The 21,289-nt window shown below is 36.5% G+C and carries 17 protein-coding genes and 3 pseudogenes; 3 read left to right on the top strand and 17 right to left on the bottom strand.

Translation table 11 applies throughout. The annotated features are described in order from the left end of the window. Positions 1 to 106 precede the first annotated feature (106 nt). The 11 genes and pseudogenes from MKL38_RS03370 to MKL38_RS03420 form a co-directional block, all read right to left on the bottom strand. The gene (locus MKL38_RS03370) at positions 107 to 1,267 is read right to left on the bottom strand and encodes a hypothetical protein (RefSeq protein ID WP_270902484.1); all 1,161 of its coding nucleotides are present in this window, start codon (positions 1,265 to 1,267) and stop codon (positions 107 to 109) included. Then, positions 1,260 to 2,588 (bottom strand): TolC family protein, encoded by a 1,329-nt coding sequence (locus MKL38_RS03375; RefSeq protein WP_270902485.1) that lies wholly within the window; start codon positions 2,586 to 2,588, stop codon positions 1,260 to 1,262. The genes MKL38_RS03370 and MKL38_RS03375 overlap by 8 nt, the downstream gene beginning before the upstream one ends. Next, complete coding sequence (locus MKL38_RS03380) at positions 2,585 to 4,171, bottom strand: GH3 family domain-containing protein (protein WP_270902486.1); 1,587 nt, start codon at positions 4,169 to 4,171, stop codon at positions 2,585 to 2,587. Before MKL38_RS03380 ends, MKL38_RS03375 begins: the two co-directional genes overlap by 4 nt. Further along, the gene (locus MKL38_RS03385; RefSeq protein ID WP_171252338.1) at positions 4,168 to 4,956 is read right to left on the bottom strand and encodes a hypothetical protein; all 789 of its coding nucleotides are present in this window, start codon (positions 4,954 to 4,956) and stop codon (positions 4,168 to 4,170) included. The genes MKL38_RS03380 and MKL38_RS03385 overlap by 4 nt, the downstream gene beginning before the upstream one ends. A gap of 188 nt (positions 4,957 to 5,144) precedes the next feature. Continuing rightward, positions 5,145 to 6,692, bottom strand: coding sequence for a DHA2 family efflux MFS transporter permease subunit (locus MKL38_RS03390; RefSeq protein WP_270902487.1), 1,548 nt, complete (start codon positions 6,690 to 6,692; stop codon positions 5,145 to 5,147). A 25-nt stretch (positions 6,693 to 6,717) separates the two neighbouring features. Next, positions 6,718 to 7,779, bottom strand: coding sequence for an HlyD family secretion protein (locus MKL38_RS03395; protein ID WP_270902488.1), 1,062 nt, complete (start codon positions 7,777 to 7,779; stop codon positions 6,718 to 6,720). Positions 7,780 to 8,474: 695 nt separating this feature from the next. Then, complete coding sequence (iaaH, locus tag MKL38_RS03400) at positions 8,475 to 9,935, bottom strand: indoleacetamide hydrolase (RefSeq protein ID WP_270902489.1); 1,461 nt, start codon at positions 9,933 to 9,935, stop codon at positions 8,475 to 8,477. A 91-nt stretch (positions 9,936 to 10,026) separates the two neighbouring features. Continuing rightward, complete coding sequence (locus MKL38_RS03405) at positions 10,027 to 10,746, bottom strand: response regulator transcription factor (protein ID WP_270902490.1); 720 nt, start codon at positions 10,744 to 10,746, stop codon at positions 10,027 to 10,029. Positions 10,747 to 10,956: 210 nt separating this feature from the next. Then, positions 10,957 to 11,415 (bottom strand): hypothetical protein, encoded by a 459-nt coding sequence (locus MKL38_RS03410; protein WP_270902491.1) that lies wholly within the window; start codon positions 11,413 to 11,415, stop codon positions 10,957 to 10,959. A gap of 125 nt (positions 11,416 to 11,540) precedes the next feature. Then, a pseudogene (locus MKL38_RS03415) lies at positions 11,541 to 11,666 on the bottom strand (putative peptidoglycan-binding domain-containing protein); the annotation flags it as partial. Between the two features lie 76 nt (positions 11,667 to 11,742). Next, a complete protein-coding gene (locus MKL38_RS03420; RefSeq protein ID WP_270902492.1) occupies positions 11,743 to 12,444 on the bottom strand; it encodes a hypothetical protein in 702 nt (233 codons plus the stop codon). Positions 12,445 to 12,516: 72 nt separating this feature from the next. On the opposite strand from MKL38_RS03420, the gene MKL38_RS03425 reads away from it, so the two are divergent. From MKL38_RS03425 to MKL38_RS03435, 3 genes are read left to right on the top strand one after another with little or no spacing between them, the layout of a single operon-like run. Then, positions 12,517 to 12,870 carry a hypothetical protein gene (locus MKL38_RS03425; RefSeq protein WP_270902493.1) on the top strand — a complete coding sequence of 118 codons (354 nt, stop codon included), beginning with the start codon at positions 12,517 to 12,519 and terminating at the stop codon, positions 12,868 to 12,870. Between the two features lie 2 nt (positions 12,871 to 12,872). Further along, the gene (locus MKL38_RS03430; protein WP_270902494.1) at positions 12,873 to 13,880 is read left to right on the top strand and encodes a hypothetical protein; all 1,008 of its coding nucleotides are present in this window, start codon (positions 12,873 to 12,875) and stop codon (positions 13,878 to 13,880) included. A gap of 3 nt (positions 13,881 to 13,883) precedes the next feature. Next, entirely contained in the window at positions 13,884 to 14,303 is a 420-nt protein-coding gene (locus MKL38_RS03435) for a hypothetical protein (RefSeq protein WP_270902495.1), read from the top strand. Between the two features lie 253 nt (positions 14,304 to 14,556). Here MKL38_RS03435 and MKL38_RS03440 read toward each other — a convergent pair. The 6 genes and pseudogenes from MKL38_RS03440 to MKL38_RS03465 all read right to left on the bottom strand — a co-directional run bounded on the left by MKL38_RS03440 (position 14,557) and on the right by MKL38_RS03465 (position 21,256). Then, positions 14,557 to 15,104 (bottom strand): annotated as a pseudogene (locus MKL38_RS03440) (glycoside hydrolase family 108 protein). Positions 15,105 to 15,181: 77 nt separating this feature from the next. Beyond that, a complete protein-coding gene (locus MKL38_RS03445; protein WP_270902496.1) occupies positions 15,182 to 15,520 on the bottom strand; it encodes a hypothetical protein in 339 nt (112 codons plus the stop codon). A 203-nt stretch (positions 15,521 to 15,723) separates the two neighbouring features. Further along, on the bottom strand, positions 15,724 to 16,596 hold the full coding sequence (locus tag MKL38_RS03450; protein ID WP_270902497.1) for a DUF4882 family protein: 873 nt from the start codon (positions 16,594 to 16,596) through the stop codon (positions 15,724 to 15,726). A 118-nt stretch (positions 16,597 to 16,714) separates the two neighbouring features. Beyond that, positions 16,715 to 17,104, bottom strand: a pseudogene (locus tag MKL38_RS03455) (hypothetical protein). 118 nt (positions 17,105 to 17,222) lie between these two features. Then, complete coding sequence (locus MKL38_RS03460; protein ID WP_270902498.1) at positions 17,223 to 19,094, bottom strand: phage tailspike polysaccharide lyase family protein; 1,872 nt, start codon at positions 19,092 to 19,094, stop codon at positions 17,223 to 17,225. Between the two features lie 86 nt (positions 19,095 to 19,180). Further along, entirely contained in the window at positions 19,181 to 21,256 is a 2,076-nt protein-coding gene (locus tag MKL38_RS03465; RefSeq protein WP_270902499.1) for a hypothetical protein, read from the bottom strand. Positions 21,257 to 21,289 lie beyond the last annotated feature (33 nt).

Raw genomic sequence — 21,289 nt, forward strand, 5'->3', positions numbered from 1 at the left:
AGATTTATCATTTAAAAAAAAAGATTTTTGCTCAATCCTATTTAACTGACTTAAGAATTGAGCAATTTTTTGCGCATTTATGATCTACGGCGAACCTATCTTAGAGTTAGATACGCCCAACCTCTAAATATGGAATCAGGTTTTTATCAAAATGTGGCCTTGGGTCGCCTTCATAACTAATAAAGCCATGCATTCCTGTTAAACGCTCACCTTTATAAAACTGGTTTAGCTGATAGCGCGGGTCTTTATGTGAAAGTGTAAAACTCACCACACCAACGCCCTGCTGTTTTGACTTGTTATAGGCATCTTCAAGCATTTTATGATGCAAAGCCAAATCTTGTGGATGGCACATTAAGGTGTGTAACACATGGTACTTAATAGAGTCGCCAAGTTTAGGCAAACGCATGCCTTTGGTTAGCGGAGTCAACAAATTATAAACAGGTCTAAGCACACCAATGACTGAACTGTAATGCAAAATTTTGGTTTGCTTAATACTATGCTGATCCCATAAGCCAAACATCCCCACCAGTTTTTCGCCCTTAAAATAAAGCAAAAAGTCTGAGAGTTTTATTCCTGAAAAATAGTGATGTCCTTGGGCAAGTTCTTCAAAGTTATAGGCTGGAATAAAGTTATAAAACTCGGCCATGTCGCTAATAAACTGATTCATGGCTTCTACATGTCCAGTTTCAGCAACACAGGTGCGAATCTCTTGAAGATCACGCTGATTAGCTTGCTTTAAAAAAGCCGTGATTTTTCTTTTTGCACCCGTGTCGGTCAGGCTTAATGTCTCGATGAGTCCTTCATCATAATAATCAGGCATTCCTGTTTTGCCAGTTTGGATGGCTGCCCGTGCCGCATGGTTATCGTCAAAAATAATCATTTGGCTATAGTTAGGTTCATGCATGGTCTGTTTTACATGCTTTGCCAGAACCTTCACCAGTGATTTCCCACGATAGTTGTGGTCTACGCGTAAATCACCTGCGTATCGTAAGTTTTGAACGTTCCGATCGACATAACATGGGCGATGACCATTGCTATAACAAGCAACATGCTTCTGACTCTCTGTGTCTTCAATCACAACATGCAATTTATGTCGATACACAATGTCAGACGCCCTAAAATAACTGGGTTCACGCTGAAAGCTAATTTGAATGCCTTTGGTGGTCATAGGTACGGCGATCAAATCTCTTAAAGCCTGATCATCTGCCAAAGTTGCTTCTCGTGTAATCAGGGTATTATCAGCAAGTGGTGGATTTGTTTTATTCATTATTCACCTGTTGTGCGGTCTGTATAGGAACCAAGTTATTTAAACGCCCCATTTGATCGAGTAACTGATAGACAAACACCACTTCGTCTTGGTCATTCACAGTTTTTTGAGTTTGGACATCAAGTAACTTCTGCTCGGTATTGAGCAAATCAAATGTCGTTTTGGTGCCGACATCAAACTCTTTACGTGTGTAGACAAAGGCAATCGACGCTGCCTCTATGGCATTTGCCAGTGCTTCTTTATTTTGTCGAATGGTTTGAAGCTGCGCATAGCTCGTGCGTGTACGCTTATTCAAGTCCAGTTCAAGACTTCGCGTTTTTTGGTTAGCCAAATCTATATCGGCCTGTGCTTTTTTAACGTTGGCACGATTTAAACCATCGTCATAGAGCGGTACATTGAGCTGCACCCCAACCATATAATTATTACTTTCCGAACCAATATAGCTTGCTTCATCTTGCTTTCCGGCACGAGTGGTCAGCATCACTGTTGGCCACAGTTCACGCTTAGTTAAAGCGTATTGTTTCTCGGCAGCTTGCTTTTCGTATTTACTGCGCATTAAAGCTGGATGATTTTTGGTTTGAGCCAAAATTTCATCTAACCCATTAGGAATAGTAGGTAGTTGTTTAATGGCAATAAGGTTTTCAGGCGTTACACCCGTCACTTGGTAAAACTGTGCTTCGCTTACGGTCAGATTAGATTGAGCCTGTGTAATATCGGCTTGACCTTGGGCAACTTGTGCCAGAACCTGAGCCAAGTCTGCACGGGTAATCATACCCACGTCAAAACGGCGCTTTGACTCATATAATGACCGTTGCAGATTTGCCATGGTCTTTTGTCTGAGTTCTAAAATCGCTTTCTTTTTTAATACGTCGGTATAGACCATCACAGTATTTAAAATAGTTTCCGATCTTTGATCTGACAAACCTTGGTTTTGGGCTGAAAGCTGACTTTCGGCAACATCAATTCCTAAACGATGCCGTCCAGAGGTATAAATCGGATAATCCGCCTGCAATTGCAAACTTCGACCTTTACGGTTTCCTTCAGTTGGAAACAGGACTTGTGAAGGCGTATCTATTCTTTCATAGTCCAGTTGCCCGACTAAATTGACTTTGAGCCCATCACGTTGCTTGGCCTGTTCGAGCATAGCGGTGGATTGATTCACGCTTAAACGGCTGACCTCAAGCTGACTTTCATGTCTTAAGCTGGCAGACAAAGCCTCGTCTAAAGTCATGGCATGTGTATTCGACACAAGCAACACGCCAAGATAGAAGGCATGTCGAAGTGTTAAAAACCGAGTATTAAATGGCTTCATCCCTTTCATAGTTGTTCCAAACTATTCAGGGTAACTTTTTTGAGTGGCTCAGGCTTGATATTGCCTTCGATAATGCCATCAAACATGACCAGTTTTTTGTAGGCATTCCACCCATTATTGGCTTGGCGAATTTGAGGCTGGTCGAGCTGTCCCAAGTTCCGCGCAAGTTCATAATGGAAGTTTTGACGCAAGATACTGTCGATATATTCATTGTTAATGCTGTGATGGATTTCGCCTTCAAAAAGCACGCAATAAAACGGCTTAACGTGTTGCTCTGTATCAATCGCCAGTAAAGAAATCGCTTTCGATTCGGTTTCATTTAACTGCGACAATAATTGCTGAGCAGTTTCAGGTGCGAGTTTCTCACCGACCAGATCTACACCAAAACGGCGGCCTTGGAACTCAAAACACGGGATTTGCTCTATAAAGCCAGTCACGCGTAAACAATCATCCATACAGTAACGAAGCAAGCCATTACCCGATGTAATGAGTGGGCTCACCACATCACCTTGTTTAAGCTGCCACGATGGAATAATTTGTCCTTGTTTATCGCCTTCTAAATATTCAAATTCATAGAAGTGACTTTGATAGGCCAATGGGTATTGGTCATTATAGGGAATAGTCACTACACCTTCAGTCGCCCATAGACCTTTTCCTTCAAACTGAACACTGGGTAATTTCTCTTTTAATTTTTCGGCCCAAGCTTTTGAACCAGCTGTATCCCAACTCGACACTAAACTTAACTTAGGCCATAGCTGTTTGAAGTCGATCTGTTCGCCGTTTGAACTGTCAATTAAGGCTTGAGCGCTTTCAGGACTATGCGGTGCAGTCACTTCTTTTAATGAAGCCTGACGATTGCCCCATAAACCACTTTGTAAAACTTCAATCACGTCTTGTTGTAGTAACTCCAAACGCTCAAGCAATTGCAACGCAAAAGTTGGACTCCACACCGAAATCATGGCTAAGTTACGGTTTGCCACCAAATAGCAAATGGTGGCAAAGAGTGCATCGTCGGCATTGGCTGCAAATGCAACATTACTTGGAACCGCTTGGGTAAATTTAGATAAAATTCGCTTACCTACACCTAGTAGCGCACTATCATCATTTAGGTTTTTATCTTTTAAAACCTCACGCTGGCTTTCTGGTAACCATGACACCGACCAGTAATGTGTTCCCGAACTAAGCTGCGGACATTTACGGTATAGACTTGCCATCCACGGCGCAATCGCATGGTCAAGCTCATCTAAAAACAGTTTGGTATATGGAATAAACTTAATTTGTTCACTCGACCCACTGGTCGGCTGGAAACGAACCAGTTTACTGCTAGATAGTGAGAGCTTTTGTTCACGGTAGCGTTGAATGTCTTCTCGCCATGCGCCATAACGTGTTGCAGGAAATGATTTTACAAACTGCTCATAGTTTTGAACTTTTTTATCTTTAGCAAACGTAGAGGTCTGTAAAATCGAATGCAGGATTTGACGTTGTGTCGCTTCTAACGCATTAAACTGTTTTTGAAAATTACGATCAGATGCATCACACCATTTTTTTAAAATCAGATGCGAACCCAAAGTCAGCCATTCATTAGATTTCATTGGATGGCCTCTCTACGGTTTGTTTTCGACGTTTTACGTGCTTCACATCTTCCCTTACTTGCAGGTTTAGTCATGAGCTTTACTGGGAAACGGGCAATATCTTTCCAGCCTAATCGACCAATACACGGTAATTCCGTACCCGCACTCCATGTTGGATTCATCTGCTCAAAGAAATGAATATTTGGGTTCTTCTGTCTCATTTCGGCAGTAATCGGTGCGACTTCACCTTTTAATGGTTGATAGTCATCACCAAAGTTGAGTAAGCCAGCTTCACGGTCGTAGTATTCCCCAAAGAATTTCTCACAGTAGTGCTCGACCACTTCCGAGAGATGCTGGTTTTCATCTTTAATGTTTGGGTAGTACACATAATAGTTATTGGCGAGTAATAAGTAGGTCTTATAGCCTTTAGAAATGAGTAGCCAATAGAGCTCGTTAAATGGATATTTGATCCGAAGCTTGATCATGAGTTTGAGCATGGTACTTTGCAGACTACGTGTACCCCAAAACTTCTTCAAAATGACAGTATCACCACTAAATAACACGGTGTAGTCCTTACCGTTTAAGTAAAAGTGCTGCACAACAACGGTTGAGAACCCCACAATCTCATCTGTTTCCGAGTCAAAAATTAAGATTGCACCACTTTTATTTTTAAAATCATCTACGAAAATAGAAAATCTCGTATTTTCATAATACTGTTCGTAAATGGAATACATCACTTTTAATCGCTCTGTATCGATTTGCTCTTTTTCAAAATATTGACCATAAGTCGTGTTTTTCAGGTTCAATTTTGAAATCAATTTATACGTTGTATTAATCATAATCCTTTAACCTTCCACCTCTAATTTGCGAGTTTTCCGATCTCATCTACCGATATTAGAAAACTCATAAAAATGTTCTTTTTCTATGAAGGGATACGTTTTGATATGCCCTATTGTTTTTCATTCTTTGAAAGCTGCCCTTTATTTCTAAATAGCTACATATTCATTTTCTTCCCCCGATCCATAAAGATGGTTAAAAAGGCGGTCACAAACATGATGATTGCGAGCATGCGTAATAAATCATTAAAACTAGATGTAAGCGCTTGAAAATGAATGTCACGATAGATCACACTGAGCGCAATTTGCTGTGCATTTGAGCCGACTTCTTGATATTGCGCCGTGAGCTGATCGAGTCTTTCTGTAAAGATCCAATTCTGCGGGGTCATCGACTGATTAATCTGGGTGACATGCAGCGCAGTAAGCCAATCTAATGATGAGTTAATCAGCGCTAGTCCAACCGCTCCGCCAATATTGCGCATCAGGTTATAAATACCGCTGGCGTCGGCAACTTTACTCAGTGGCAAAGTGCTCATGGCTAAATGTGAAACCACAATCAGACAGATCATGAGACCAATACCACGGTAAATTTGCGGCCAGAACATAAAGTCATAATCGCTGTGAATGCTGAGGTGAGAATTGAGCCATACACCAAAACCAGCCAGAATCATTCCAATAAACACAGTTTTGCGGGTATCAAAATTGGGAATGAGCCATGCAAGAAACGGCGCAAAGCAGAACATGACAATACCTGTCACCATCATGACGTGACCAATTTGGCTACTGTTCATTTCACGGACTTGCCCCAGAAACACGGGAATCATGTAACCCAAGCCATAGAGCGCCATACCAATCACAAAAGTTGTGATAGCACTTAAGGTGAAGTTTTTATTTTTAAATACGGATAAATCTAGCAATGGTTTTGGTTGGGTAAAACTTCTAGAGAAGAAAATCATGCCGCCCACAACACAGACCATAAAAGCAATCCGAACACCTGTGTCGGCAAGCCAGTCATGCCGTGCACCTTCATCAAGGAAATATTCAAGCCCACCCAAAAACATCGCCATACCAATGAGGCTGAACCAGTCCATGCTTTTGATGAGTGAATGATTCGCACGGTCAATATTTGGACCCGAATAGATCACCGTAGCAATGATAATGCCCGGAATAATATTGATCAGGAACATCCAGTGCCATGAGAAGTTATTGGTTAACCAACCGCCAATGGTTGGGCCGATGGCTGGACCTAAGGTACTGATCATTCCAAACATGACCAAAGGCAATGAGCGTTTTGGTTCAGGGAAAAGTAAGTACAATGCCGTCATAGAGGTTGGAATCATCCCGCCGCCCATAAAGCCTTGAATGCCACGGAAAACCAGTAAACTTTCTAAGTTCCATGCCAACGCACAAAGTAAAGAACTGATGGTGAAGCCAATTGCACAGATGGTGTAATACACCCGTGTTGAAAGCACCCGTGAGACAATACTCGACATTGGAATCGCAATAATTTCGGCAATTAAGTAAACAGTTTGCACCCAAGTCACTTCATAGCGGCTTGCACTCATGCCGGCTTGAACTTCATTTAAAGAACTCGCCACAATCTGAATATCAAGAATCGCCATGAAGTTGCCAAAAATCATGGCAGCAAAAATTGCCCAAGCCGTCTTTGCGGGAAACTTCCACTCAGCGTCAATATACTTATTCATTTCTTATTACCTAAAAATTTTATTATTAAGTTCTTAGGTCAACCGTAGCGCTAACCGACATTCCGGGTTTTATAAGATCAATATGCGGGCTTGAATCTATGGCAATACGTACAGGAATACGTTGAACAACCTTGTTAAAGTTGCCTGTGGCATTGTCTGGTGGCATCAGTGAGAAAGTTGCACCAGAGGCTGGAGAAAAGCTTTCAATTGTTCCGCTGTAAGTCAGGCTTGGGTAAGCATCAAGTTTTAATTTAACTTTCTGACCAATATGCATTTTTTCAATTTGAGTTTCTTTGAAGTTCGCTTGTACATACAAACTATTTTCAGGAATAATCGCCATTAAGCGAGTTTGCGGAGAAACACGCGAACCTTTCTGGATTGCAAGGCTTCCTATTTTCCCTGCGACTGGGCTCACCACTTTTGATGAAGCCAAATCAATTTGATAAAGATTTAAGTTTGCATTGGCACTTTGAATATCTGCCAGAAGCTGCGCTCTACTGGCCTGTAAACTACCCAACTGAGCTTCTGCTGCATTTACGGCAGCCTGCGCCTTACTTAGCTGTGCTTGAGCAGTTAAATACTGAGATTGAACCCCTTCAAAGTTTTGACGCGTAATTACCCCATCTTTTAATAAATCTTGGTAACGTTCAAAATCTTTTCTTAAGCGAGATAAGTCTGCTTGTGCCGCAACAACGCCACTATTTGCTTCAATAATTGAGGACTTAGCGGACTTTTCATTTTGTTGTTGTACGCCTAGCGCTGCTTCTTTTAAGCTCACAACAGAGCTAGCTTGATCGTAACGGGCTTGGTAATCACGATGGTCTAAGACAGCTAAAGTTTCCCCTTTCTTTACAAACTGATTATCGTTAATTAATAACTCCATCACTTCGCCTGAAATCTTTGGCATCACCCAAGTGACATCAGCCTGCACATAAGCATTATCAGTAGATTGATAAAATCGGTATACAAAAAAATAATATATAATGCCCACGACTAAAAATAACAGCAGGACACTAAAAACACCCCAAGTTATCTTTTTTCGACTTTGGAAATTAGTATCAGTTTCTAGCTGAGCTACGTTATCCATATTCATTCCGTTTATTTGTAATATTCGATTTTTTATTTACACCAATAAACTATTAGCGTCTTTTTTACGTAACTTTTCACTTGGTTTATTCAATGAATCGTGACAGCGTAAAATTTGGTGCAAATTATGATTCTTAAATCTATTAAATATCATTGACCGTTTTGACATATATTTTTTCTATTTACGCCAATAGATTGCATGCTATAAAAAATATGTTTAAAAATTATGTAATTTTATATTTTTTGAAATTTCCATTTATAACCTATTATCTAAAAATTTAATTTATTAATTTTAATCAATAACTTAAAGTAATTATTTTTCTTATTAAAGTGATTAATTGACAGGAAAATTCATTGAATCCATATTAAAAATCAGCCTTCAATTTGTAGTACTTATGTAGAATTAATTAAGGTAATGTGTAATTTTAAAAAGAGTTATAGATAAGTTTTATAATATTTATAGAAACATAAAATATAAATGTTCTTATTTATTAAAATAGTTAAACAAAACTTATTAAAGATGTATTTCAATAAATTTATGATTAACTATATTAAGTGGAATAGCAGAGAAATTCTAAGCCCAAGCCAACATCCTTTCAAGAAACTAAGCATTATTAACAAATAAAATTAATCATAAAAAAGAGTTACTTTTAACTCTTTTTTATTTAAAAAATAGAGAATTATCAGTTTATTTTTTTACTTATTTAAAACCCTAAAAATTTTTTCTAAAGTCTCTCCAATCGCAAGTATTTCACTATCCTGATGAGGTAAACCATCAATCTCCAAACCAATTGGTAGTTGCGATTTCGCCCCCTTTCCAATGGGTAAACTCAGTCCAGGTAATCCGATATTACTGCCGGGGTCTGTATTTCGAATTAATGTTTGGAAATTTTCAATTGAACTGACTTGCTCGTTTACTAGTGGTGCAACGATGGCTGATGTTGGGAACAATAAAGCATGTAAGTTATGCGCTTTAAATGTGTTTTGATAGAGTTCCAGCAATTGTGGACGAGCTTCACTGATGGCTTTTTCATAGAAAGGTAAAACAGGAACAAGTTGACCAGTCTGATCTTGAATTAATTGGGGAAGAATATTCTGTTTAAAAAGTGCATGTACATCTGGGCTTGAGATCTGATCGATCACCGACTCTAAGGTCAGGTCTATATGATGATGTTTTAAATATTGAATAAGGTCATATTTACCTTCATAGACAACCACTGGAAATGAAATAGCGTGATTGAGTTGTTCTAAATTTGGCATATCGACATTAATAATTTCGACTCCCGCCTCTTTTAAAAGACCAAGTACAATATGAGCTTGTTGATGAACGTCTTCATCTAAATGATTCCAAAAATATGGATTGATTCCGAGTCTAATTTGATGAGGCTGTAATGGTTCTTTCTTTGGCTCTTGAGTAATAAGCTGATCAATTAAGATAATGTCAGATATTGTGTGTGCAATCGGGCCAGCGGTATCGCGAGTATGTGAAATTGGGGTAATACTCTCTTGTGAATATCGTCCTACCGTTGGACGAAAACCGACACAACCATTTAAAGCACTCGGTAATCTAACCGAAGCGCCAGTATCTGTACCAATCGCAATCGGAACCATTCCCGCGGCAACAGCCACAGCACTACCTGAAGAGGACCCGCCAGCAATGTGTAACGGGTTTACCGCATTTCGTGTACCTACAACGCCTTCAATGTGCATGGCAGTATTATAGCCTGTTACCCCAAAGGCTAATTCGTGCATATTGGTTTTACCAACAATGATCGCACCGTGATCAATGAGCTTTTGAATAATCGGTGCAGAGGTTTGAGGCTTAAATTGAGCTAAAGCTGGTGTGCCTGCACTGTTAGGGAAACCTTCAACATGAATATTATCTTTAACCGCAATTAAAATGCCCATCAAAGCCGGACATGGCTTTCCACTAAGTAAATATTCATCCCAATACTGAGCTTGTTGAATTGCTGAAGCTCTATCTGTGCTAATAAAAGCATTTAAAGACTCTTGTTTTTCAATAGTCGCGAAGTAATGATGAACAAGTTCTTCGCAAGACACTTTTCTTTCATGAATCAATTTAGTGATGACATCTACTGAAGCATTTGCTAAACCCTGTAATTCAATCCAATTATTTTTTTCCACTGCATTTGACATGATGACTTAAAATCCATTTAAGTTGCGATTTTAAGAACTTAGTACAAATTGCTCATTCATTCGTATCCTCAAAATTGAGGATTGCTTTGTTTTAATGCTGAATCAATAAAGCCATTTCAGTGCGATTATTGCAGCCTATTTTTCTCATAGAATTGTTTAGATGGGTTCTTAAAGTGGTAAAGCTAATGCCAAGTAAATTCGCCACATGTTTATCACTTAAACCTTTAGAGACCAAACGAACCACTTCTTGTTCACGTGGAGTCAGACCATATTGTGTTGATAAATCTAGTGGTAAGGCTTGAGTAAAATAAGGTTCAAGCAGGCTTAATATTCTTTTTTCACGCTCCCCAAACATGTCAGCGTCTTTTGCACGCCAAATACGTAAATCGCCAATATCTATACCATTTCGGACAAAATAAATATTTATACCGTGATACAAACCATAAGTTTTTAAAAACTCATTGTAATAGCCTGTTTTTTTCAGGTCTGCCAGAGGCATGACCTCGTTTACAAATGTTGGTTTCTGGAGCTTATGAAGCTGTGCAGTAATGGGGTCATCAAATTGCCAAATACACTCATAGTCCAGCATCGCTTTTGGGTCGATTTTCCATATCACACCTTCTTTCGATAAGTTATGCGTTGAATCCCAAATATAAGATGCGGCAAAATCAGCCCGCAACAAGATGGCAATATCTGCAATGATATTTTCACGTAAATTGTATTGCCCTTTCCCTGAGCCAAGTTTCCATAATATTTCAGAAAACAAGGTGAACTCAGACGGGCTGAAATCCTTTTCCAAAAGTGCGATCATCGTCTACCTATTTAACGAAATCCATCGAATTTTAAGAAAAATCGAGCTTATGCTCTTCTATAACACACCTATAGAAAATTTAAAGAGTTTGTACAACAACAAATTTGAAAATATAGAAATAAAATCGCTTGATGAAGAAACAAAAGAACTTTTAATAAGATATGTAGATATAAAAAAGCACCCTAGAGTGCTTTTTTATGAACTACTTAATTATTGATTGCAAACTTCCTTATCTAATCTAGTCTCTGTAATAAGTCTGCCATTGAGATCTGAATAGATAAATTTGATAACATAGCTATTTGCTCTTTGAAATTCATGAATATAGTTTTGCCGACATAATTCAGAAATTCTCTTGGGATTATTATACAGTTGCGCAACCACTTTCAAACTATTGTTATCAAGCTTCCTGTGTATTCTATAAGAGTAGATAACTTGAAATGGTGTCGCCATCATTGATACTACTTCTTCATCACTATTAAGCATTACTGGCAAACTAAGTGACTCTCTATTTGCTAATTGCTTGAAGAAAGTTGCTGCGTCTGCAATATTTTTATACCTATAGTTTTTATCTATTAATCCCGAATTTAAAAATTCCTTATCAACTTTTGTTTCTGCACCATAGCTCAAAAAAGCTGTTGTAGTTAGTATAAAAAATAAAAAAATTCTCATAATTCACTCCCCATTGGTGCGAAGAGAATATCACAATCTTAAATTCATAACCCTTGATTATTAATCAATTTTTGAGCCTTAGTAGGTGTAATGCCAAGACTCTGTGCATCCCAATAGCAGAACCCTCATAACGAAACGCGGTTAGCAATCCAGCCATAGAAAAATTGTTCCTGGCTAGGATTGCGCTCACAGATTTCAATATAACGCTGGCCTTGCATAATATTCAGCACTCGAACTAATACCTTCTCTCCCACATTTGGCCAAATAATTCATAGAGCTAAAAATAACTTTGTTAATCCTGGTCCAGTTGGACCAATGGGCAAAATATTACACATTTGAAGTAGTTAAAAAGTTGTTCTCAATATGAATGGCAAAGCTACATCCAGTCTCACATGATTGTAAATACAGGTCAAAAGACGGCGTAACACTAGTATCTATAGAGGCTTGTTTCGCAAAAATAGTCTTTAAATGCTCTATATAGTAACTAATGAAATGCCCCTCACTTTCAAAGCTATTTAGGCTCCTTAAATTGCGCTGGAAGTCTTGTAATAATGCTAAATCGGAAGGAATATTTAAACAGCATACCTCTATGGTCCATTCTTTAATTTCATTAACTTTGGCTCTTAAATATTCACCTCCACCAAGTTTAAATGTCTCAAAAAATGGCTGTATAGGTATTGTATATAATGAGGTTTCACAGCCATTAAACATTGAGAATATAAGCGTATTATTAGAAAGAAGCTCTTTTGGAACCCCTTCAGACAATCTTCTTTCTATTTCCATTTGAATAGCATTCACTTGTTCAAGTTTTTGTTCTTGTTCTGTTAAATTTTCAAAATAATTCATTATACGATTTATAAATAAACTGTCTCCTGTGCCTGTAATAGCACCACGGCACCATAACTTTATTTTCGCCTCATCATCATGAGATATTCTTAATAATCCAGAGTTTATATCATATACCATCGCTCTTTTATCAGCGGCAATCAGTATACAATCTCCGAGATGCGCCGAAACAATCATGGTCATAAGTGTATTTTTTGAGTTTAAACAAGTTATGTTATTCTAATCACATAAATTTAAATTTGAGAATAAAAAAGTATGGCGGGTGGTTCGCGTATTGTAATTAATGATAAAGGTATTATGGTAATAACGGGAGGTAAATTTGAGGTTAAAGCTGGTCAACATATATTCAAGTCGGGTGAACAAGTTGTTAGCCATATCCCTACTTTACCTGAAGTAAATAGTGGCTTATTCAATGTTAGCGTTCAACTTATAGATGGAGAAAATATACCTCATCGAAATAAAGCATATTTTGCGGTAACAGAATCTGGCAAATTGATTGAAGGAACAACTAATTCAGAAGGTTATACTTCACCTATTTATACTGAACAACAAGAAAACATTAGTTTTCATTTGGTTGATAAATATACAAACCTTAAAGATGATAATTAATAATGTCAAAAGTCTATGCAAGATTAAGAATCAAAGAAAGTAAAAATATCTTAAATTTTAGTAAGTTTAGTTTTGTAGCTACCTTTGTAACTAGTAAGGGGCGAGTTGGAGCAACCAAAAAACTTCCAATGCAACCAGATGGTTTGGGTAGTGAAGCATTTTTTGAGTTAAATGAACAAGAAGATGCCGCAAAAACAACGGTTTCTTTTAAGATATTTTTGCCATCGGGTACTGAATATAATCCTCAAGTTAAAATTTATGGTCATACATATACAAAAGAAGCCAATTCAAAACCATTAATAACCGAATATCAACTTAAACTATTTCAAGATAAAACTGAAAAAGAAGATAAGCATAAAGTTCAAAACCGTACTGTACCAACTACTTATCCTGTACCTGAAGGTTTAAGGATGGTTGCTTATTTAAGGAATGAAATTAAAACAGCTGGGGCTAAAAATGGCATAGATCCTCAGATTGTTGCATCAATTGTATTTGAAGAAAAAATGCATGGTGTATGGGCTTATAGAAAAAACCTCTTATCCTTTTATCTTAATCTAGGTGAAGTATATCCTCATAACAGCTATGGCTTTGGAGAGATGCAAGTAGGATTAGCAGCAGAGTTGATGAATATTGATAAAAGGAATCCAGATTGGCTCTATGAAACTTTTGTTGTGATCTGTACAGATGCAACTGTAGCTATGGATTTAGTAGCAAAAAATGTGGTCCGTGGTGGAAACATATTAGGACGGAAATTAACATTGCAAGAGTCAACAGTTTTTTATAATGCTGGTGAAAAGGCTTTAAGAAGTTGGATAAATGGAGAAATTCCAAAAGAAAGGCTTGAAAAAGCTGTCTATGCTCGATCATGGAAATGGCAAGAAGCTATAAAATTAGCTCTAAATGGTGATGTAATAGCAATTCCAGATGGATGCCAAGGAACTTGCCGAGCAGATCCAGAACTACAAGTTGAAACATGGAAATTTGATCCATCATTAAAATTGAGTTTGTAAATTATGATTAGATATGTAGCCATATTATTTTTATTCTTATCAGGTATAGGCGGATATACGATAGATAAGTTTGGGCAAGATTTATGTATTAATGAATATATTGCTATAGGCACTATTACCTATTTTAAAGAGTTAAATGGGGTTTCAGCTAATGATCCATCAATGTTAGGGATGTGTGGCTTATTATCGATCATCGTTTCAATAATTTTAATTTTTATAAGAAATAAGTATTTTTACACTGTTATTTCTCTAGTTCTATTATTAGCTGAATTAATACTACTAAACATGATGGAAACCGTATCTTATAAGGAGATTATTTATGATTCCATCACCATGTGTTCTAATTATTCAACACTTGGATGGTTTTTATTCCAAGCTATGTTCTTAATTTTTAGTGGTATTTATATTTTCAAAAGTAAATAAAAAAGAAGTTTAAATAATTAAGGGGCGAAAAGCCCCTTTTCTATTAGTTATCTTAGCATCTGGTTTTGATTAAATTATCAAAACATTCACTACGTTATGATGACCTAAAGGAACCTTTATTTAAGGAAAACTGAGTGCTGAGAAATCAGGGCTTTTTTTTAAAGTGATCTAAGGTAAATAGAAGTATTCACATTTGTACTTATCGTATGGGCTGTGTATTCTTAAAACAGAATGCACAGCAAAACCAGAAATTTCATAGTGAAACGCGGTTAGCGATCCAACCGTAGAAAAATTGTTCTTGGCTCGGATTACGTTCACAGATTTCGCGATGTAACGTTGGCCCTGCATGATATTAAGAACTCGAACTAATACCTTCTCTCCTTCTTTCCCACGTTTGGCCAGGTAAGTTTTTAGTGCATTTAATGTAGCTGGCCCATAAATTCCATCTACAGTGAGATCTGGCCAACCAGCTTTACCTTGGTTGTTAAGCAAGTTCAAAGCACGTTGCAAAAGTGGTTTTGCAAATCCAATACCGCAGTTTACACAGGTATCTAACAGCTCCTCAGCTACTGCTGAGCTAATCGCGTTCACCTGATCAAATCTCGGAGCTGTCCAGTACTGTTTTCTATAAATAGACTTGGCTACTTCAAGCGGCAAATCTTTCATGTTGCCTTTAAAACCATTCGTTCTGGCCACAGCTTCAGTAATACTGTATTTGGTTGCACCACCACGATCAGCCGGATTATTTACATATCCACCTTCGCGTTTAAGAAGTTCTTCAAGATATTGATCAATGTTCATTTTCACTTTCCTTTAGACGTAAAAAAACCCACATATGCGGGTTAGGTTTAAATATTCTTAACTAGTTAAATTGATACTCAATTTGGCAGAGGTTTATCCTTAAATTTCTTATTCCACTTTACAACTATAAATATACTTGCAATCAGATAAATAATCGCAATTAAAGTTTTGGAAGAAATAAAAAATAATAATGCTCCAATTGATAACACTACAATGACAGGTTTCAATTTATTATCATATGGATTATTTTCATAAGTTACTGTCGCAGCAATAAAAGCAGCTACAATATAAATAACTATAAGGGCAACAACTCTTTGAGCTATGTCATTAAATGCTTTAGTTAACTCAATCAACAGAGGATATAAAGAACCTGGAAGCATGATAGGAATAACAAGAAAGATAAGCCATCTCAACATTTTAAAAACCCTTATATTAATCAAATACTTATGTGAAATTTTAATAAAATTAAAAGTGACGAAGATTTTAACTATTACTAAAAAATAATACAATACTTTCAACTACTTAATAAGAATTAAATTCCCCCCAAAAACTACTCTTTTATAAAACAGAACCACCCGAAGGTGGCTGTTGATAAAAATTCTTTAATTCAATTAGCATTTTACAATGCTACTCCACAAATATCCTTAGTACCTGTTGGATAAGTAAACTGCATTTTGGACTTATCTGTAACCAATTGGAGCCCAACCGTTTTACCAGTCAAAGCAGAGTTAGCAAAGTGGTCTTGGTTAATTGCTCCCATGAAGCTTATATATTTTAATTTATTTTCCATAGTAAGATTTAAGTAGCCGTAATTTACACCATTAACAATATATCCAATCTGTTTAGTATTTTGATTTACATAAATTCCGACTCTAACCTTCCCATCAGCTGGTACTTGTACTGGGTTACTGGTTCTATTAGCACTTAAGTATGTTAAATGACCATTTCCATCTGATTTATATGTAGCTCCTAAAGAAGCGATGGAGTCTCCATTTATAACACCTGAATAGTTATTACCTTTTGCAAACATTAAATTTAATGTAAATTCCACTTTAGATTGTGAGGATCCAGTAATAACAAAACCATACTCATACATCTGAGAAGTACTGCCAAGATTAACCTTGAGATTATTCACATCAAAAATGAACTCCTGGGCAAAAATATCCGAAGTAGTAATAGGTTTATCAACTATGGCAACATTGTCTGGCGTATTAGAGGTATATTGAGTTTTAAACTGAATATATTTTTTAGAAGCTAAAAGCTTATCGACATCTTTATTTGAATAATAATTTATAACGTCATAACCAGACTGATTCGTATTATTTATATTAGCAACTTGCTCTGCATAACGATAATTAGCACTGTTTGCTCCGTTTGCTACTTCAAAAGCTTTTATGTCTTGTAAGGTCGCATCAAAGCTATAGGAGCACTCGGCAAAAGCACTACTTACTCCACTGAAACCCATTACTGTTACTAAAATTATTTTTTTCACGGCGTTATCCTGTTTTTATTTTGAACATTTAGTATAAACAAGTCTCTAAATCATTTGATTAATTCCGACAGATGACAGAAATATAAGTGAGCTATTTAATAATACCGCCCGAAGGCGGTTAACTATTTTTAATATCATCTTTGGCTTTTTTAACTTCTTTGATTACTTCAACAATCGTCTTGCCTTCCTGTTTATCAATAAAGTTAAAAATCCAGCGAACTAGAGCCCAACCAGGAATACCGCAAATAAAGAAGAAACCACCAAGTGCTATCATTCCCCATACATCCGTAACCCATTCATGAAGCCCTCATTTCACAATAATGAATGAACCACCAGCCAGACTTGAAACGACTGTACAAATGAGGCCAACGGCCGATTCTTGAGGTGAACGAGGCATACGTGTCATCAATACAACTGCTGCAACTAAGGCGACCGCTAAAGTCACCATGATTGCGGCGCCATAAAATTTTAAAATTGCTGTTAAACCGCTAGTGGAAACTGGTTCCACTTATTTCTCCAGAAAATTTAGACAATAAAAAAGCCCTTAGCTGTAAGGCAAAGGGCCAAAAGTGAAGAATATTTAGTTTCTATATTGGAATAAAAAACTAAAAAGAATTTTTATTCAATTAATATAGGTGTCTTCCAATAGCAATTACATCAATATTAACTGTTGAACTTGTAAAAGAGCTTAAAGCAAAACCAAAAATGTTAGCTGAAGATGCTGTGATAGTTTGAGCTTTAGCTGAAATACATACATTATCAAGTGATATTGCAACAATAGTCGGTGGTTCAACGAATGTACGAGGAAATACCCAATTTAAATCAGTTGTTTTATACCCGCCAGCATGAGCAGTATTAATTGCTACGGTACCGCTAATACGATGCCGACAAATCATTGTTCCATCTGCTTGTTGAGAAAAATGACCAGGGGCTGAGTCTGTTCGAATACCGTTGCGATCAAATACTAATTTAGAAGTTCCATCAGCTAATGTGCTGTTTGTGTCAGATGAAATATAAGTAATGTAATTAACATTTGTTTTCGGATTAGTAATTTGAATAAGACTTGGTTTTTTAGCTCCTGGTTGAATAGCATTATTCACTAGACTAGTTAATGAGGAATGTGGAATACTTTCAACAAATTCAAATCCATCCAAAATAAAACTACATGGTGCAGAATTATAGTTTGCTATATTCATAATCCATATTAAAGATCCCTTACCAATACGAACATCTTGTAATGTGAATGAATATTGTCGGGTATTTTTAACTGCTGTTCCTGATGAAGCCCATTGCATAATTGCATTTGCAGCCCCGCAGTCCACAATATAATCACCAATTGAATAAACTGGTCCTGAACACTCAGTTACAAAAATTGGTGGGCGTACTTCATCCTTGTGCATAGTGATCTTGTTTTCAATAGATTTATTATTACGTCCACCAAGACCTACCATCCCTCTGATGGTGCATTGCTTGTAATGTGAGTCAATTGTATTTCCATGAAAGTCAGCACAATGAATCCCTGTATCCACCCCAATCTCTAATATTGCTTCTTCTATGTATATACGGCGGCAAGGTACACATCCATTTAGGCTGCCTCCTCCTGTGGCTACAGCATGTCTGTACCCAAAACAATAATTTGGCTTAGCAATAATATCTTGACAGTTACTAAAACAAATACCGTAATCGGTTCCAGTAGTCGAATCTCCTTTTTTTATAAATTTACCGCCAGTAATTCTACAATTAAAAGACCTTTCCAATAAGAATGCATAGGATGTACCAACTTTACCTGATAGAGACAGTACTTCCATTTCATTGAATACACTGTCAGCACAGTAGGTAACTTTCAAACCATATTGATAATCAGATTTAAATTTGATATTTCCTATGATCCGTAATTTTATTGGTTCTAACTTAAATACCTTATCCGTTGAAATACCAGTATATGTAGTTTCCAATTCATCAGTTAATTTAATAGTTGAGCCTTCAACATTGGCAACACGTTTAATTTCTCCATCTTTATAGTAAGAACGATACTCACTAAATGAGAAATCCAATTGATTATGAATAACAACAATATCTTCTTGTTTCAATGTACTAGGTACTTCAGAGACAATGATTTGTTTATCGTTGGGTAATGGCGCGCTAGCTATATTACCAAGTGGAGTTAATGATCCTGAAAATGAAAATGCACCATTAATCGATTCAAATGTAACATTGCCTTCTATCTCAATTAATTTATTTGCTCCATTAACAACAATGGTTTCAACGTGTTTATAGACGCTTCCTGAGTAGTCATATAACTTAGTACTATTAGCTATCATATGATCAAAGCAATCTTTAATTGCTTGGGTATCATCTGCAATACCATCGCCTATTGCTCCAAACATTTTTGGATTAACAAAATTATTAATCGTCAAGTTTAAATTATTTTGTTCAGTATTTATTTCATGCTGATTTTTATTGCCATCAATTACATCAGTTGCATTTACTGTAGCCATTTTTGTTCCTTTACCTTTAAAAGTCTTAATAGAAATTATCTAAATAAAAAAAGCCCTAATAAAGCTTAGGGCTTATAAAATGAAACTTATAACTTTGACCAAGAAGAAAAACTATTTGCATGCCACCAAGTATCACTCATCCCATTCTGTGCATACTCTCCAACGGTATTGGGCTTCAAAGGAGGCTTTTCATCAGGATTACTATGAGTAAAATATCTTCTAAATGGAGTATTCCTATCAATAATACAATTTTTATTAATATAGCCACCTCCATTAGTATCTTCTATTCCCGCTGGTAGATTACCAAGATGTCTTAAGATAGCGTGATCAGCTAATAGTGTTGTCCCATCTTCAGCATAAACTCTCATATTTTCTAAATGAAGAGGTTTCCACGTATCTAATGATGAGGAGTAATTAGTAACTAATGGTGGCGATGCAGTAGCAGATGTCTCTCTAATAATAGATCCACTCAAGCAATGATCAGAGTAACCATCTTTATAATATAAAGCACTACCACCTTTAAAATTTACTGTACGCCCATTCGCAAGCAATTTACCACTTATTTTAGACCTCACCATTGAGTCCATTTCAATAACATATCCAGCTGGATTGGTCAAAAACTTATTAGTCTCAATAGTAACATTACTATCAAACATCCAGATATGTTGCCAAGATTTTTTATTTGCAAATGTATGAAAAATTCCACTACATTTATCTAAAGCAGCAGAAAATTGTGCCATAGCTATAATGGTATTTAAGGCTTCGTCTTCTGCAATAAGAGTCATTTCCCCAAAATTCACATTATCGAGGGAAAAGGGAGAAGAGTTTTCATATTTAAATGATGTACGAAAATCTTCTTTGTAGCCCCTAGCCGATATATTTCCATCTTCAAAACGTCTAAGTTTCCCAGTAGAGTCCATTAAATCAATAACACTTCCAGCAAATGTTAGAGCTATTACTTGCTTCGCACCTGTTGTAGCAACCAGTTTACCTTTACCGAACAAAGCATCTTTTAGTACTGGTAAAGGACGTTTCTCATAATACTTAGTGAATCCAGCTTCGACTGAGGTTGTTACGTAATTACCATCATAAGAAAATTCTGAAGTGCTTTGACTCATCGGTAGATTTCTTGCAGAACTCGACACATAAAATGTACTAGTTGTAAAATTAAGCGGCTGTTTTGCACGTATAAAATATTTATCTACCCTTACATCTGTTGCATGGATAAAAGTAAGTCCTTCAGCATTTGGATTATTAATATAAAGTTCTTTGAAATAGACACTACGATTAACATCAAACTCAACAGATGCCTTAACTGTTACATCACCATTAGTTGCTAGAATTTTGTCTACAGTATTATTAATACTTCCATAACCAAAATTAATTGCACTATTTCCAACTGCACCACGTCCACTAGCCTCTAAGTATGTTATATAACCATTTACTGAATGTTTGAAATCTATTGACAGTATATTTCCTTTACCTATTTTCCAAGTATCTGCATTTAGTCCATAGGACCAATAATAAATCATTGTATATGTAGAATTTTCATTATCATCAATTTCTAAAAGCTCACTCCGCATATTCTTACAGAAATGGACTCTAACTCCATTACCAAATACAAATTTAGAGGTCCATCTAACTTTAGCGTTAAGAATAGGATCATTAACCCTATAAAAATCTAAACCTGTATTTCCTCCTATCCCATTAGAGTTACTAAGAATAATTGTTACACTATCAATTCCTATTCCAGTATATCTTGGGTAATCAGTAGTTGCTGGGCTATACTCTAGTTCATCCCAATAATCAATAGTTCCATTATATTGGGGAAGGTTATCATTATGATAATCTGTACTTGGCCCTCGCTTGCCAAATCGCATAAAAATACCAGATGAATCGGCTGAAACCGTAATCTTTACTCCGTCAATTGATTGCCCTTGTATAAGAATATTGTTCTTTTCAATCTTCACACCAGACGCAATATAATTACCATCTCTAATTTGGATTAGAGTATTTGAAGGTGCATTATTTAATATATCACTGATGTCACTAATATTATTATGTATTACAATGATATTACTAAAATTTCCGCTTAGCTCTCTATTAATTTCTGCTTGATTTTTATCACCGTCAATTACATCTGTTGCATTTACTGTAGCCATTTTTCTCACCATTTTTTTAAGAAATTTTATAAG

It is taken from the genome of Acinetobacter sp. AOR14_HL (assembly GCF_027855175.1).
GTDB classification, from domain to species: Bacteria; Pseudomonadota; Gammaproteobacteria; order Pseudomonadales; family Moraxellaceae; genus Acinetobacter; species Acinetobacter calcoaceticus.

Coding starts and splice junctions, on each gene's coding strand:
- MKL38_RS03370 (WP_270902484.1), bottom strand. CDS start 1,267: ATGAATAAAACAAATCCACCACTTGCTGATAATACCCTGATTACACGA.
- MKL38_RS03375 (WP_270902485.1), bottom strand. CDS start 2,588: ATGAAAGGGATGAAGCCATTTAATACTCGGTTTTTAACACTTCGACAT.
- MKL38_RS03380 (WP_270902486.1), bottom strand. CDS start 4,171: ATGAAATCTAATGAATGGCTGACTTTGGGTTCGCATCTGATTTTAAAA.
- MKL38_RS03390 (WP_270902487.1), bottom strand. CDS start 6,692: ATGAATAAGTATATTGACGCTGAGTGGAAGTTTCCCGCAAAGACGGCT.
- MKL38_RS03395 (WP_270902488.1), bottom strand. CDS start 7,779: ATGGATAACGTAGCTCAGCTAGAAACTGATACTAATTTCCAAAGTCGA.
- iaaH (WP_270902489.1), bottom strand. CDS start 9,935: ATGTCAAATGCAGTGGAAAAAAATAATTGGATTGAATTACAGGGTTTA.
- MKL38_RS03405 (WP_270902490.1), bottom strand. CDS start 10,746: ATGATCGCACTTTTGGAAAAGGATTTCAGCCCGTCTGAGTTCACCTTG.
- MKL38_RS03410 (WP_270902491.1), bottom strand. CDS start 11,415: ATGAGAATTTTTTTATTTTTTATACTAACTACAACAGCTTTTTTGAGC.
- MKL38_RS03420 (WP_270902492.1), bottom strand. CDS start 12,444: ATGACCATGATTGTTTCGGCGCATCTCGGAGATTGTATACTGATTGCC.
- MKL38_RS03425 (WP_270902493.1), top strand. CDS start 12,517: ATGGCGGGTGGTTCGCGTATTGTAATTAATGATAAAGGTATTATGGTA.
- MKL38_RS03430 (WP_270902494.1), top strand. CDS start 12,873: ATGTCAAAAGTCTATGCAAGATTAAGAATCAAAGAAAGTAAAAATATC.
- MKL38_RS03435 (WP_270902495.1), top strand. CDS start 13,884: ATGATTAGATATGTAGCCATATTATTTTTATTCTTATCAGGTATAGGC.
- MKL38_RS03445 (WP_270902496.1), bottom strand. CDS start 15,520: ATGTTGAGATGGCTTATCTTTCTTGTTATTCCTATCATGCTTCCAGGT.
- MKL38_RS03460 (WP_270902498.1), bottom strand. CDS start 19,094: ATGGCTACAGTAAATGCAACTGATGTAATTGATGGCAATAAAAATCAG.
- MKL38_RS03465 (WP_270902499.1), bottom strand. CDS start 21,256: ATGGCTACAGTAAATGCAACAGATGTAATTGACGGTGATAAAAATCAA.